The organism is Pseudomonas sp. IT-P294, assembly GCF_949767865.1.
In the GTDB taxonomy this organism is placed as follows: Bacteria; Pseudomonadota; Gammaproteobacteria; order Pseudomonadales; family Pseudomonadaceae; genus Aquipseudomonas.
Genome location: NZ_CATKQW010000033.1, coordinates 741,405 through 756,154, shown reverse-complemented (window position 1 = coordinate 756,154; position 14,750 = coordinate 741,405). Strand labels below are relative to the sequence as shown.

Annotated in this window: 12 protein-coding genes; 4 read left to right on the top strand and 8 right to left on the bottom strand. The window is 59.1% G+C overall.

What is annotated here, in order from left to right:
- Positions 1 to 106 precede the first annotated feature (106 nt).
- From ACM6I0_RS22655 to ACM6I0_RS22625, 7 genes are all read right to left on the bottom strand, one after another.
- A complete protein-coding gene (locus ACM6I0_RS22655) occupies positions 107 to 910 on the bottom strand; it encodes an enoyl-CoA hydratase/isomerase family protein (protein ID WP_414923324.1) in 804 nt (267 codons plus the stop codon).
- Between the two features lie 19 nt (positions 911 to 929).
- Positions 930 to 2,468, bottom strand: a complete 1,539-nt coding sequence (locus ACM6I0_RS22650; RefSeq protein WP_285433018.1) for an AMP-binding protein — start codon at positions 2,466 to 2,468, stop codon at positions 930 to 932.
- A gap of 5 nt (positions 2,469 to 2,473) precedes the next feature.
- Positions 2,474 to 2,974 (bottom strand): (2Fe-2S)-binding protein, encoded by a 501-nt coding sequence (locus tag ACM6I0_RS22645; protein WP_008060977.1) that lies wholly within the window; start codon positions 2,972 to 2,974, stop codon positions 2,474 to 2,476.
- Positions 2,975 to 2,976: 2 nt separating this feature from the next.
- A complete protein-coding gene (locus ACM6I0_RS22640) occupies positions 2,977 to 3,783 on the bottom strand; it encodes an FAD binding domain-containing protein (protein ID WP_285433019.1) in 807 nt (268 codons plus the stop codon).
- Positions 3,780 to 6,779 (bottom strand): xanthine dehydrogenase family protein molybdopterin-binding subunit, encoded by a 3,000-nt coding sequence (locus ACM6I0_RS22635; RefSeq protein ID WP_222585804.1) that lies wholly within the window; start codon positions 6,777 to 6,779, stop codon positions 3,780 to 3,782. Before ACM6I0_RS22635 ends, ACM6I0_RS22640 begins: the two co-directional genes overlap by 4 nt.
- Before the next feature lie 163 nt (positions 6,780 to 6,942).
- Positions 6,943 to 9,156, bottom strand: coding sequence for a putative bifunctional diguanylate cyclase/phosphodiesterase (locus tag ACM6I0_RS22630; protein ID WP_414923323.1), 2,214 nt, complete (start codon positions 9,154 to 9,156; stop codon positions 6,943 to 6,945).
- A gap of 297 nt (positions 9,157 to 9,453) precedes the next feature.
- Positions 9,454 to 10,377, bottom strand: a complete 924-nt coding sequence (locus ACM6I0_RS22625; RefSeq protein WP_414923322.1) for a LysR family transcriptional regulator — start codon at positions 10,375 to 10,377, stop codon at positions 9,454 to 9,456.
- Between the two features lie 203 nt (positions 10,378 to 10,580).
- On the opposite strand from ACM6I0_RS22625, the gene ACM6I0_RS22620 reads away from it, so the two are divergent.
- Both ACM6I0_RS22620 and ACM6I0_RS22615 read left to right on the top strand, forming a co-directional pair.
- Positions 10,581 to 11,420, top strand: a complete 840-nt coding sequence (locus tag ACM6I0_RS22620; RefSeq protein ID WP_285433044.1) for a pirin family protein — start codon at positions 10,581 to 10,583, stop codon at positions 11,418 to 11,420.
- Positions 11,421 to 11,494: 74 nt separating this feature from the next.
- A complete protein-coding gene (locus ACM6I0_RS22615; RefSeq protein WP_285433045.1) occupies positions 11,495 to 12,571 on the top strand; it encodes an alkene reductase in 1,077 nt (358 codons plus the stop codon).
- A 25-nt stretch (positions 12,572 to 12,596) separates the two neighbouring features.
- On the opposite strand, the gene ACM6I0_RS22610 is transcribed toward ACM6I0_RS22615, so the two are convergent.
- The gene (locus ACM6I0_RS22610) at positions 12,597 to 13,460 is read right to left on the bottom strand and encodes an aldo/keto reductase family oxidoreductase (RefSeq protein ID WP_285433046.1); all 864 of its coding nucleotides are present in this window, start codon (positions 13,458 to 13,460) and stop codon (positions 12,597 to 12,599) included.
- Between the two features lie 100 nt (positions 13,461 to 13,560).
- Between ACM6I0_RS22610 and ACM6I0_RS22605 the strand changes: the two genes are divergently transcribed.
- Both ACM6I0_RS22605 and ACM6I0_RS22600 read left to right on the top strand, forming a co-directional pair.
- The gene (locus ACM6I0_RS22605) at positions 13,561 to 14,463 is read left to right on the top strand and encodes a LysR family transcriptional regulator (RefSeq protein WP_285433047.1); all 903 of its coding nucleotides are present in this window, start codon (positions 13,561 to 13,563) and stop codon (positions 14,461 to 14,463) included.
- Complete coding sequence (locus tag ACM6I0_RS22600; protein ID WP_285433048.1) at positions 14,464 to 14,709, top strand: hypothetical protein; 246 nt, start codon at positions 14,464 to 14,466, stop codon at positions 14,707 to 14,709. It abuts the gene before it with no gap.
- Positions 14,710 to 14,750: the final 41 nt, after the last annotated feature.

Below are 14,750 nucleotides of genomic sequence, written 5' to 3'. Positions count from 1 at the left end.
AAACCTTGATGTGCCCTTTTCAGTTGCATTGAAGGGGCGGCAGGCCCTGCTCCGTATGGGCGTACGCCGTTACCGACATACTCCCGGGCCTGCTCGCCGGTACGAATTACTCGCCGATAAACACGGCCGTACGCTTGCTGTGGAACGCTTCGACGCCTTCCTTGAAGTCCTTGGAACTACGCAGACGGCTGTAGCAGTGACCTTCCATCTCGATCGCGACAGTCAGCGGTGCATCTTCGTTGTCGTTGATCAGTTTTTTCGCCGTGCGCTGAGCCAGCGGCGAGAAACAACGCAGTTCATCGACCAACGCATCGACGGTGCTTTCCAGTTCGCTATCCGGCACGACTTCGGTGGCGATACCCCAGTCATAGGCCTGGTCGCCGGTGATGCGTTTGGCGCGCATCACCATGTGCTTGGTGCGGGTGATGCCGATGATTTTCTGCAAGCGTGCGGAGCCACCCGAGCCCGGGATCTGACCCAGGTTCTGCTCAGGCAAGGCGTAGCGAGTGGTCTGCGAAGCAATGCGGAAATCGCAGGCCAGGGACAATTCGAAACCGACGCCGAAGGTGTAACCACGGTTGGCAACGATCACCGGCTTTTCGCAACGTGCCGGTGCCGCGACATTCCAGGCCAGCTTCGAAACGTGCTCTGGCGAGGCTTCGAGAAAGCCCTTGATGTCGCCGCCGCTGGAGAAGTGTTCACCCACCGAGCGCAGCACGATGACGCGCACGCCTTTGTGTGCATCAAGGGCTTCGAAGACCAGGCGCAGTTCATCACGCTGCCCCATGGAAATGACGTTCAACGGTGCCCGGTTGAGGATGATGTCCGCGCGCTCGCGGGACACATCGACTTCAACCTGGAAGCCATCGAACTGAGTGTCGAGAAATTGCTGGATTGCTTGCTGTTGCATGAGAGTGTCCTCTGGATGATTAGCTGATGGCCTTCAAGGCCTGTTCCTGAAATTGGGCCAGCAGCACGCGCCGCAGCACCTTGCCCACTGGAGATTTGGGAATCTGATCGACGAACTGGTAACGCCGTGGCCGCTTGAATTTGGCCAGTCCCGAAGCGATGCAATGGGCATCGAGGTCGCCTTCCGAGACGTCGGCGCGCAGCTTGATAAATGCGGCAATGATCTTGCCCCACTGCTCGTCCGGCAGACCGACCACCACCACTTCTTCCACTGCCGGGTGCAGAGAGAGCATGTTTTCGATTTCCGCCGGGCTGACGTTTTCGCCGCCGGTGATGATCAAGTCATCGACACGCCCCGTGACGAACAGATCTCCCTCCAGATCGAAGTAGCCGATGTCACCGGTGAAATACCATCCGTCACGCAACGCCTTGGCGGTCGCTTCGGGACGGTTCAGGTAGCCTTCGAACGCCTCGTCACTCGCCAGGTCGGCGATGATCTGGCCCTCCTCCAACGGGTTGACCTGCACGTCCGCCGATTCAGCATCGATCGGCACCACGCGCACGCGCTGGTTCATTGCGCTGCGCCCTGACGAACCGGGTTTGCGGCTGGCTTGCTGGTCGATGGTGAAGGTGTAAATCTCCGAGCTGCCGTAATGATTGACGAACAATTGCGGCTGAAACGCCTGTTCGACGCGACGCATCAAACCGTCGCTCATCGGCGCACCGGCAAAGCCGATTTTCTCCACACTGGCGACTCGCTCGCGGGCAAAGGCCGGGTGTTCGATGAGCATGTGGTAGAGCGTCGGCACAAGGTACAGGTTGCTGACCTTTTCCCGCTCGATGGCCTGCAGCGTGGCTTCCACGTCGAACTTCGGTACACAGACGAAATGCCCGTCGATCAACGCCATGGACAGCAACGATCGCACGCCCATGGTGTGGTAAAGCGGCATGACACCCAGCGTGCACTCGCCCTGGCGATAAAGGTTTTGCGCTACGTGGGCAACCGCCGCGGCGCGTTCGCTACGGTGCCGACGGGGCACGCCCTTGGGCTTGCTGGTGGTTCCTGAGGTGTACAGCAGCAGTGAAAAGTCTTCGGCGTCGGCCTGCAAAATGATGCCGGAGGGGGTCTGCGAACACAGTTCCTCGAAACTCAGGTCAGTGTTGGCGGCACGCAGACCGGCGGCGATCCGTGGCAGCCTTGCGGCAGCGCTGCAACCGGCCACTGCGGTTACGGTAGCGTCGTCGTAAGCCACTGCACGGATTTGCGCATCTTCGATGCAGTAACCCAGCTCATCGGCAGTCGAACGCCAGTTCAACGGAGTCATGATGACGCCCGCAAATTGACAGGCCCAATGCAGGGTCGCCATCTGCCAGCGGTTTTGCATGGCTACCAGCAGTCGGTCACCGCGTTGCAGCCCGAGGCATTGCAAACCCCAAGCGGCGCTCTGGATATCGACGAACCATTCTTCATAGGTTTTCTTCAACGCACCGTCACTGACCGCCACGGCGTGCGGTCGGCGTTCAACGGCTGCGAGGAAGCTGCGTCCGAGATCGAACATTTTTGTTATACCCCTTTGTTCGTTTGGCGCTGGGCAGCGACTTCGAGCACGGCCTGGACGATGCCGGTGTAGCCCGTGCAGCGACATAGATGCCCCGAAAGCATGTCGCGTACCTGGGTCTCGTCCGGGTTGGGTACCCGTTCCAGGAAATCCACGCAGGACATGAGAATGCCCGCAGTGCAAAAGCCGCACTGCAAGGCGTGATGACGGCGAAAGGCTTGTTGCAGGTCGCTCAGGGTGTCGTCGTCGGCCAGGGACTCGACGGTCTCGATACGCCGCTCGTGCCCCTGTACCGCGAGCATCAGGCAAGAACGCATGGCGACCCCGTCCACCAGCACCGTGCAGGCGCCGCAGACACCGTGTTCGCATCCGACATGGACTCCGGTGGCACCAAGGTCGTGACGCAGGAAGTCGCAGAGTTGGGTCCGCGGTTCAGCCAGCGCCTCGCGGGAGCGGCCATTGAGTTCCAGGCGAATCGGAAAGGTTTGGTCGGCAGTTACACGCATGTTCAGACTCCTTCGATCAGCTGATGACCCAGCTCGCGAATCAGTTGGCGGCGATAGGCAGCACTGGCATGCACGTCGTCTTGTGCATCGAGCGACCAGGCGGTTTGATTGAGCGCGTCTGGCAGCGCCGCACCACGTGGCAGGCTGCGACGTTGCGGACGGTCGGCGACCCCGCCGATGCCGAGTTCGACCTGATCCGCGCCGATGGCTGCGGCCAGGGAGACAATTGCAAAGTCGCCGTGGCGCATGGCGATTTCGCGAAAGCGATAAGTGATGCCTTCGCGCTTGAGCGGAAAACGCACCTCGACGACCAGTTCATCCGCACGCTTGTCGGTGGTGAGGATGCCTTGGAAGAAGTCGACAGCCTTGACGATGCGCTTGCCCTTTTTCGACTCGAGAACGATCTCGCCGCCGAGCGTCACCAGGCACAGCGGCAACTCGGCGCTCGGGTCGGCATGAGCCACCGAACCGCAGACTGTGCCGCGATTACGCGTCTGGAAGTGACCGATCCAGGGCATCGCGAGGGCCAATAAAGGCACCTCGTCCATCAGGGTTGAACGCTCCAGCAACTGCGCCTGCCGTACCCCGGCACCGACTGCCAGGCAATCCTTGCGCAGTTCGATATAGGCCAGGTCAGCCACATGATTGATATCGATCAGCAACTTGGGTTGGGCCAGGCGCATGTTCAGCACCGCCATCAGCGATTGGCCACCGGCAATGATGCGAGCCTCTTGGCCGTACTCGGCGAGCAGCTCAACCACCTGACGACGGGTGTCAGCCCGAACGTAATCGAAAGCGGCCGGTTTCATTGCGCACCTCCCTTGCCAAACAGCGCGCCAAGCGAGGCACGCAGGCGTGCCCACCAGCCGGTGGAGATGGCCTGGCCACTGACCCGTTGCGACAGCCGAGTAAAGATTTGTCCGATGATCACTTTCGAGGCCCCTTGCAACATTCGGCCGCCGACCGCGGCAACTTTGCCGCTGACCGCCACCTGATATTGGTATTCCAGGCGTGTGTGGCCATTTTCCAGTTCGACGAAACGCACCTTGGCCTGGCCCTGGGCCGAGCCCATGGAGCTGCTGCCGGATCCGGACAGACGCAACGAATGCGGCGGGTCGAGATCACTCAGGGCAACCTTGGCCTCGAAGCGCGCACGGATCATGCCGACGCCAACGGTGACGTCTGCGCGGTAACGGTTTTCGCCTTCAAGCACGAGGTCGTGGCAACCGGGAATGATCGCCGCCAGCGTCTGCGGGTCGAGCAAGGTATCGAAAACCTGTTGCGGCGAAGCCGGAATCACCACCGAGTCGTTGGCCCGCAGTGCCGGTCCACCGGCGGCTGCCGCGTCCAGGCTTTCATCGGGCTCCATACCGGCGGGCCGTGGCGGCTCGTCGATGCCGATCAGCGTGCGTACTTTCGATGGCGTCAGTGGCAAACGGATGTCCGAGCGACCGAGGGCGTCGGCCACCGCGTTGGCGATGCACACCGGCGTGCTCATGTTGTTGCCCTCGCCCACACCCTTGGCGCCCAGTGGGGTGAATGGCGATGGCGTTTCCATGTGCAGGATCACCGGCTCGATCACTTCCGGTGCGGTCGGCACCAGATAGTCGGCGAAGGTCCCGGAGAGGAAGCTGCCATCCTCGCCATAGGCGAATTCTTCCATCAGCGCCGCGCCGAGGCCTTGGGTGAAGCCTCCCCGAATCTGGCCATCGACCAGCGCCGGGTTGAGCAGGCGACCGGCGTCATGGCAGGTGACATAACGATCGATGTGGATCTCGCCGGTCATGCGGTCGATTTCCAGACCACAGATGTCGAAGACAAAGCCGTAGCACAGCGAGCTATTGACCTGATCCTGATCGTCCGGTGCCACCAGTTGCGGCGGACTCCAGAAAGCGGTTTCGCGCAGGCCGCCGCTTTCACCTTCCGGCAGCAGACCCGGCGACCAGTGGGTTGCACCGGCAATCCGATGGAATGGCGCTACCGCCCCGCCATTGACGACAAAAATCTTGCCGCCCGCGAAACGAATATCTTCGGGACTGGCCTGCAACTGCTCGGCGGCAATCGCGGCGAGGCGATCGCGGATCTTCAGCGCGGCCTTGTAGACGGCACCGGCCACAGCACCGGCGAAACGGCTGGAATAGTTGCCCGAGGCAATCGACCAAGCGTCCTTCTGGGTATCCAGTTCGACGTTGACCACGATGGACTCCAGCGCAACCCCAAGCACTTCGGCGACGACCTGAGCGACGGTGGTTTGATGGCCCTGCCCTTGCGGTGCCGAGGACACATGCACACTGACGTCCCCCAACGGGCCGACGTTGATGGTTGCGGTTGCGACAGCACCGTTTTTCGGACCGGCCTTGCGCCGCTCTTCGGGTGTCATCGCGGTGGTGATGTAACCCATGTTGGAAATCGAGGGTTCGATGACGGCGGCATAACCGATGCCATAGATTCGGCCTTCGGCACGCGCCTGATCACGACGCTTGAGCAACTCATCGAGACCGCCATCAGCGACTGCCAGGGCAATGCCTGCCTGGTAATTGCCGGAGTCGAGCAACGCACCGGCGGCCGCGCGATAAGGGAAGGCATCGGCCGGCACCAGGTTGCGGCGGATCACCTCCAACGGATCGAGCTTCAACTGCACGGCGATGTGTTGCAGCAGCCGTTCAAGGGCGAAATACACCTGCGGGCCACCAAAACCACGGTTCAGGCCGGAAGGGGTTTTGTTGGTCAGCACCACACGGTTGCGCACTTGCAAATTGCGGATCGCGTAGGCCCCCGTCAGGTTGCCGTGCATGCGGTAGAACGTCGCCGGTTCCGGCGCTCTCAGGTAGGCACCACAATCGTCGATCTGGTCATAACGCAACGCGGTGATACGGCCATCGGCTTCTACCGCCGCTTCAATCTCGGTCACCCGATTGGTCGCAGAAGAAGCCCCTTGAAGATGTTCCAGACGGTCCTCGACCCACTTCACCGGCGCGCCGACTTTGCGTGACGCCAGGCCCATCATCACCACGTAAGGGAACACGCCTTGCTTGATGCCAAAGCTGCCGCCGGAATCTTTCGGTGTACGCAAACGCAAGCGGTTGCCGGGCACATTCAGTGCCCGGGCCATGACCGTGTGCAACGCGTAGGGTCCCTGGAAGTTAGCCAGCACGTCATAAATGCCGGTCGCGCGCTCGTACTGAGCCAGCACCACATAGCATTCGATGGGTGTGCAGGAACTGCGCGGGAACTTCACTTTGAGCGACACCTTGTGCGGCGCCTGCTCGAACGCCTGCTCCGGCTCGCCATAACGAAAGTGCCGTTCGTTGACCACGTTGCTACCGACTGCTTCGTGCAGGATCGGCGCCTCTTCGGCGGTCGCCAGTTCAGGATCGATGATCGGCGACAGCCGCTCGTATTCAACGCGCACACCTTCGATGGCGTCCTCGGCCAGATAGCGGCTCTCGGCGATCACCACGGCCACCGGCTCTCCGACATAACGCACCTTGTCGACGGCGACGCACCAGTGCTCCATCGGCTGACGTACACCTACCGGGAAAGGCAGCGCCCAGCGTTTGACGTCTTCGCCGACCAGCACGCCGTGCACGCCCTTCATCAGCAGCGCTTTGGAGAAGTCCACCGAGGTGATCCGCGCATGAGCGTGGGGTGAACGGATGATCGCCGCATGCAGCGTGCCCGGAGGGATCGCAGCGTCATCGGCGTAGCAGCCGAGGCCACGCAACAATGCGGCGTCCTCGACACGGGTCTGACGGGCGCCGATATGGCCGGCCTGGCTTTCGGTAGCAGGTTCTAAACTAGTCATTTTTTCGCGGCTCTTGTTGTGTTGCGGCGCGATAGCGTTAGAGCCGAGTGTGTGAGAAAGGCGCGGGGAGCGCCTTGCCTGGGGAGATGGAGTTCTGCGCGGGAGTCTGAAAATTTGCCTTTGCGTCTGATTTTTCAGGTCTGGGCCCCGGCAGAACTGCCGGTCAGTGATGGGATGCGGGTTGGCTCAGGAATACTTCGATTTCTGCATGGGGCATCGGTTTGGCAAAGTAATACCCCTGAAAAATATCGCAGTGACTGCCCTTCAGGAAATTCACCTGGGATGCCGTTTCCACGCCTTCGGCGACCACCGTCAGGCTGAGGTGATGGGCCATTGAAATAATGCCTTGAGTGATCGCAGCATCGTGATTGCCAGCGACGATTTCCTGGATGAACGAGCGGTCAATCTTGATCTTGTCGATGGGCAAACGCTTGAGGTAGCTGAGGCTGGAAAAACCGGTGCCGAAATCATCAAGCGCAATGCGCACCCCCAACGCCTTGAGCCGGTGCAAGGTTTCAATCGCCTGTTCAGCGTTGTTCAACATCAGCGACTCGGTGATTTCCAGCTCTAACTGCTCACCACGCAGACCATGTTTCTCCAGGGCGGCCTGGACGCACTGGACGAAATTACCACGCTGAAAATGCATCGGCGAAATATTCACGGCCATCGAGATGCCGGTGATGCCTTGATCACCTAGCTGACGCAGCTGCGCGCAGGCCGTATCGAGTACCCAAAGGCTCAACGGAATGATCTGACCACTGTCCTCTGCCACCGGTACAAACACCGCTGGCGAGATAAATCCTTTTTCCGGATGCTCCCAGCGCAGCAACGCTTCGATCCCGACCACCCCTAACGTTCGCGCATCTATCTGCGGTTGATAATGCAACTTGAGCGACTGGGTTTCGATGGCCTTCTGCAGATCATTGCGCAGGCTCGCGTGCTCGCAAACACGCTGATTGAGATCGCTGGTGTACCACTGAAAGTTGTTGCGCCCTTGCTGCTTTGCTTTGTACATGGCCATGTCAGCCTGCTGGATCAGCTGCATCGGTTGCTCAATGTCACCATCGCTCAGGGTGATGCCGATACTTGCACTCACGTGCAGGTCAATGCCCTGGATGCAGTAGGGTTTGGCAATGCTGGCCATCAAGCGCTCGGCCACCGGAACAACGTCCTCATCACGAAGCAGGTCCGGCAGCAGAACGATAAATTCGTCACCGCCCATGCGCACGATGGTATCGCCGGGACGAACCTGCTGGGTCATACGTTGCGCGACTTCAATCAGCACCTGATCGCCGAAGTAGTGTCCGATCGAATCGTTGATGGATTTGAATCCATCCAGATCAATGCAAATCACCGCCAGGCGACGCTTTCGCCGACGAGTGATGTGACAATCCAGCATAAGCCGGTCTTCAAGAGAGACACGGTTAAGCAAACCAGTCAGACGATCATGGCTGGCGTTGAAGCTCAATTGGCGCTCGTAATGCTTCTGCTCGCTGATGTCCCGGGCAATGCCAAATACCCCGACGATCTCTCCGTTGACCATGATCGGCAGGTTGGAGATGTCCATGGTCAACAGTTTTTCACTCTCGTCGAAAACCCGTGCCTCGAAGCGCTGAGGCGCCCCGGCGCGGGCTGCGGAAAAATGCTGACTGACCCGTTGCAGGTCCTCTTCGAGCACCAGATGAGAAAAGTGATGACCAATGAAATCGGCAGCGGTATGAGGTTTTAGCTTCAGGCCTGCCGGATTCACACTCTGGATGTTGCCCGCCAGATCGAGGGCGAACACCGGGTTGGGGTTGTAAGTGAACAATGAACGAAATTGTTGTTCGCTTTTCTCCAGACGTTGGCCGTCACGCTCATGGCGGATCGCAATGACTGCCAGCTGGGCTGCGCAGGCCAGCCGTTGAATCTGCGTCTCGTCCGGCACATGCGCGCGGCTCTGGTACAGGGCAAATGTACCCAACACGCTTCCTTGATGGGAGAGCAAAGGCAACGACCAGCAGGAACGCAGGTTATGCCCCAGCGCCAGATCGCGAAAACGCTCCCAGTTGGGGTCCCGGGCGATGTCTTCGGTGACCACCAGCTCGCGCCGGAACGCCGCGGTGCCACAGGTTCCTTCGTGTGGACCAATGACCATTCCATGAATCGCCTCGCTGTATTCGACCGGCAGACTGGGCGCCGCGCCGCTCAGCAAGCGTTTGCCCTCGGCATCAGTGAGCAGGATCGAGCAGAAGGTTTCCGGGGTTTGATCATCAAGCATCAGGCAGATGGCGCTGAGTATTTCGCCTAGATGATGATCGGTCGCGATCATACCGAGAATGTCACGTTGAGACTCGGGGAGCGTCTTGCTGTGAAAGCCCGTGTGACGAGTATTCATGGTGGTTCCTGAAGACTCTCAAGGTCGTCCGGTCTTCAGAGAGCCTGGAATAGTGGGAGGCCGATCACTGTCCACTAGTGCGTCGGTCGCGCACTGTATAGAGCACCGACCAGCGAAAAAAAGGCTCAGATCCAATATAAAAAACCGTATCAGATTGCCTGCGTTTGGCTGATTTTCTGGCCGCAGGCAGGCTTTCGGGAAAGGACAGATCAGTTGCACCCGGCGCGCAAACTCAAGTGCGTCGGGTTGCGTTGAATGGCAAGGAAATCAGGCGTCCTGCAGAATCAGATCGGCGCCCTACTGCTCAGGTAAAATCCTTGCCGGGAATGCTTGCGCTTTTAGCTTCTCCATCACCAGTTCTATAAAGGCTGATACCGCCAACGGCAAATGTTGCCGACTCGGATAAAGCACATGCAGGCCGTATCCAGTGCGATGGTATTGCGGTAGCACAGGCACAAGGCGGCCAGCCTGAAGATCGGCATTAACTATCGCGGACGGCAGCAACGCAATGCCCAAGCCAGCCACCGTGGCCTTACGCAATGCCTGAGCCGTGTTGCCATTGAAACGGCTGGAAATCTGCACGTCTTGCTCAACACCGTTTGGCCCTTTAAGACGCCACGTGGTGACGCCGCTAGGATGACCGAAACTCACACAGTCGTGATTGACCAGATCCTCTAACGTAGCGGGCACACCTCGGTTGCTGAGGTACTTGGGGCTGGCGACCAAACCTTCATTGCCTGCTCCAATGAGTTGGCGACCGACGTATCCAGAATCGCGCAAAGTGCCCCCTCGAAACGCGATGTCGATCCGGTCAGCAATCAAATCGGCGTGTGCATCACTGAGCACGAAGTCAAGCTGAACCCGTGGATGCAAGGCTAGAAAATCGGCCACCCATTCCATAGGGAAGAAGTCGAAGAAATCAGCCATCGCCGCAATACGCACGATGCCACTCGGCTCCTGGTTGCCGGTCATTAATTGCTGCCCGGCATCGATCAGGCCTTCTACCGCGCCCGAGCACCGGTCATGAAAAACCTGACCTGAATGGGTAAGGGTGAGCTTGCGCGTGGAACGCTGCAGCAGCCGTGTGCCGAGCTGAGCCTCGAGTTGTTGAACGCGCCTGCTCAACGTGTTGGACGGCATTCCAAGCTGGCGCGCCGCTTCGGCAAAGCTGCCGTTGCGCACAACGTGTACAAACAAGGCGACGTCATTCAGGTCAAGCATGTTAGCGCCACTACTTCGTTAAATGGATTAGTTCACTCCAATTATGCCATCTAATAAAGCAATTAGAAGACGCATATCCTTCAGGCATCGCTGAAGTCAGCCCCCAGTCTGCTGGACCGATGACCCGCATCTGGCCCTGCCAAAGCGCTGCTCGATTGCATTGTCTGGTGGGCTCAGGCGCTCAAAATCACGGGAGAAAACATATGACCGCCACCGTCGCTGTTCTGCAACGCGCCATTGTCCATCGCACCAAAGGCAGCACCCATGGCCCTATAACGCGGCTCATGAGCCCGGGCGATCTGGGCGAGCTTTTAAAGCCTTTCATTTTTCTTGATATTTTCAGTTTGAACGCCAGTCGCGGTAAGTCCAGTTTCGGCATGCACCCACACTCAGGGATTGCGACGGTTACCTTCATGACCAAAGGTGAGGTCGCCTATGAAGACAGCACTGGCGCGACAGGTGTGTTGCTTGCCGGTGGTGTTGAGTGGATGCGCGCCGGCAACGGGGTTTGGCACGACGCTACGCTAGCCAACGAGTCCTCGATGCAGGGATTCCAGCTCTGGGTGGCACTACCGCCGTCGTTGGAAAACGCCCCCGCGCTGAGTGTCTATCTTGCGCCCTCCCAAGTTCCGCAAGCAGGCCCGGCACGCGTGCTCCTGGGCCGCTACGGTCATGCGCAGAGCCTGATTGAAACGCCGAGTGACATGAACTATCTCGCCGTGAATTTGAAAGACGGCGAACGCTGGCGGTATACCCCACCGGCCGGACACACCGTGGCCTGGCTCGCGGTTAATGCAGGACGGCTGGACACAGGGAGCCTGATCAATGCCGGCGAACTCGCCGTGTTCGAGGAGTCCGAGCAACCCATCGACTTCGTGGCACAAGGCGAATGCTCGTTCGTGCTGGGCTCAGCGGTGAAGCATCCGCACGATCTGGTAATGGGTCACTACTCGGTGCACACAAGCAAGGTGGCTCTGGCGCAGGGCGAAACTGAAATACAGCGGATTGGCGCGCGCCTGCGACAGCAAGGACGACTTGACTAGGGCTCCCTCAACACTTCGCAAAGATCGTTACGACGATCACGACTCATGCAATCCAAAACCTACTGAGAAACATCATGACCACGAGCAATCTCGACCTGCTTTTGTCCCCTGCACAAATCGGCTCCCTCCCTCTGAACAACCACATGGTCATGGCGCCTTTGACGCGAAGCCGCGCCGGTGAAGGTGATGCTCCGACGCCCACCGTGGTTGAGTATTACCGGCAACGTGCCGGTGCCGGCCTCATCGTCACCGAGGGTTCTCAGGTCTCGGCACAAGGCAAAGGCTATATGAGAACGCCGGGCATTTTCACCTCCGAACAAATCGCGGGCTGGAGACAAGTCACCGACGCTGTTCATGCAGAAGGTGGACGGATATTCCTGCAACTCTGGCATGTCGGACGGCTCTCACATCCATTGGTGCAGATCAACAGCGCCCAGCCAGTAGCACCTTCAGCGATCAAGGCTGATGGCGAGATTTACACGTCTGAGGGACTGAAGTCTTACGAAATCCCACGGGCTCTGGATCTCGGTGAGATTCCCGATGTGGTCGCTGATTTTCGCCTGGCTGCTGAAAACGCGAAACGTGCAGGATTCGACGGAGTTGAGATCCACGGAGCAAACGGTTATCTGATCGACCAGTTCCTGCGCGATGGCACCAATACCCGAACCGATGCCTATGGCGGCGCTGTAGAACATCGCGCCCGGTTTCTCAAGGAGGTGGTCGAGTCGGTCATCGAGGTCTTCGGGGCCAGCCGCGTAGGAGTTCGCCTGTCGCCGATCTTCAATTATTTCTCCATGAGCGACAGCAATCCCCAAGCGACTTTCAACTACGCAGCGAAGATGCTCAGTCGCTATGGGTTGGCCTACCTTCATGTGGTGGAACTCGGTGCAGGGTCATTCGATTTCAGGGAACTGAAGCGTTGTTTCGGCGGCACCTATATCGCCAATGGGGGCTATGACGCTGAGCGTGCTGAAATGGCGCTCAGCTCAGGCGATGCGGATCTCGTGTCGTTTGGCACCGCGTTCCTGGCCAACCCGGATTTGGTCGAGCGATTCAAACACGGCAAGGCCCTGAACGAAGCCGACCCAACGACGTTCTACCAAGGTGAAGAGCGCGGTTATACGGACTATCCGACCCTGGCGGAACTCTGACAAACACGCTGAACTCGCCGTTCCTTTATCCCAGCACCTCCAACTCGGCCAGCATCTGCGGCGCAATGACCAACTCGCTCGCGGTGAGGTTTTCCCGCAGGTGGGCCACCGAAGACGTGCCCGGTATCAACAGGATATTGGGTGCACGTTGCAGCAGCCACGCCAGCGCCAAGCACAGAGGTGAAACGTCCATGCGTGTCGCTACGTTCGAGAGGACTTGCGACTGTAGCGGTGTGAAACCACCCAGAGGAAAGAACGGCACATAAGCAATGCCCTGCTGATCCAACTCGGAAATAAGCGTCTCGTCTTCACGGTGAGTCAGATTGTAGTGGTTCTGCACGCAGACGATGTCCGCGATCCCCTGCGCTTGCCTGACCTGCGATGGCGTGACATTGCTGACGCCCAAGTGGCGAATGAGGCCCTGGCGTTGTAATTCCGCAAGTGTGGTAAAGGCCTCCTCGATAGACCCTTCTACGGGCGACTGCTGGTTGCCCATAGCCCGAAGGTTCACCACATCCAGTACGTCGACACCAAGATTGCGCAGGTTGTCATGCACGGCCTGGGTCAATTCGGCGGGGCTCTGCGCCGGATTCCAAGAGCCATCGGCGCCGCGGAGTGCGCCGACCTTGGTCACGATCACCAGGTTTTCGGCATAAGGGTGTAAAGCTTCACGGATCAGTTGGTTGGTCACGTGAGGGCCGTAAAAATCGGCAGTATCAATGTGGTTTACACCCGCCTCCAGCGCTTCACGCAGCACGGCAATGGCCGCTTTCGAGTCTTTGGGAGGGCCAAAAACATGAGGTCCCGCCAATTGCATCGCACCATAGCCCATACGATTTACCGACCGGTCGCCCAATAAGAACGAACCTGCCTTGGCCACTTTGCTCATGTTGCCTACCTCTATCAGAGTATGTGTGGCGAACTATAGGCATTGACCACTTCACAGGTAATAGGGTGCAATCGGCACGGGTTGTACGGCTGAGAGAACAATGCAAACCAACATTCAAGACTTGCTCGCCTTTGTTGCCGTAGTGAATGCCGGAGGGTTTCGCGAAGGCGCCAGGACGAGTGGCAGATCCGCCTCAAGTCTGAGCGATGCCGTGCGCCGCCTGGAAGCGCGGCTAGGCGTACGGTTGCTCAATCGAACTACCCGCAGCGTCAGACCGACTGAGGCGGGCGCGAGATTGATGGAGCGCATCGTGCCCGCATTGGGGGAAGTCGAATCTGCTCTTGATGTCGTCAACGACTTCCGCGGGCGCCCCTCCGGCACACTTAAGTTGAACGTGCCGGCAAGCGCCGCAAGATTAGTGCTTCCGTCGATCATTACCCCCTTCCTGCAGACCTATCCCGACATTCGCCTGGAGGTCATGATCGAGGAGAGTTTTGTCGACATGCTTGCCGCGGGTTGTGACGCGGGCATCCGATACGATGAACGCCTCGAGCAGGACATGATTGCTGTCCCCATCGGCCCACGATTTCAGCGCTTTGCCACGGCGGCATCGCCGGCTTACCTTGATGCCAGAGGTCGGCCAAAACACCCTCGGGATCTGTTGAAGCATGCCTGCCTGCGGGGCAGATTTCCCAGTGGCGCAATGCCGCTCTGGGAGTACGAACGTCATGGCGAAATCATTAACGTGGACCCGACCGGGCCGTTGATTGTCAGCTTGGGTGGCACCGTGGACCTGGCTGTTCAGGCTGCGATTGACGGGCTGGGGATTGTCCAGCTGTTTGAGGGCTGGCTCCAGCCCTATCTGGATAGCGGCGCACTTGAACCGGTGCTGGAACCCTGGTGGCAGGATTTTACCGGCCCGTTTCTCTATTACCCTGGCAGACGCTATCTGCCCTCGCCTCTAAGGGCATTTGTAGACTTTATCAATGCCCAGCGAACGTAGTTGCCGGCTGGATCCGATATCTGGGGCGCCGGCACCCTGGTGACCGGCCTGTTGCTGGCATTGTTGATCCTCCCGGTGTTCTGCTTCCGGCACTATGTGCAGGACAAGGGGCGCTTCCCGGAAGCGATGCTCAGCGACCTGTACATTCAGACCGATGCCGGACAAAAACGCGCCGGCTGGCTACCTTATGCCACGCTGATCGCCGGTGTACTGGTGGTGTACGGTTGCCATCAACTGGTAGCCTGAGCGTCCTTGCCTGCAGGTCTCTGATGGATCATCGGGGCGCA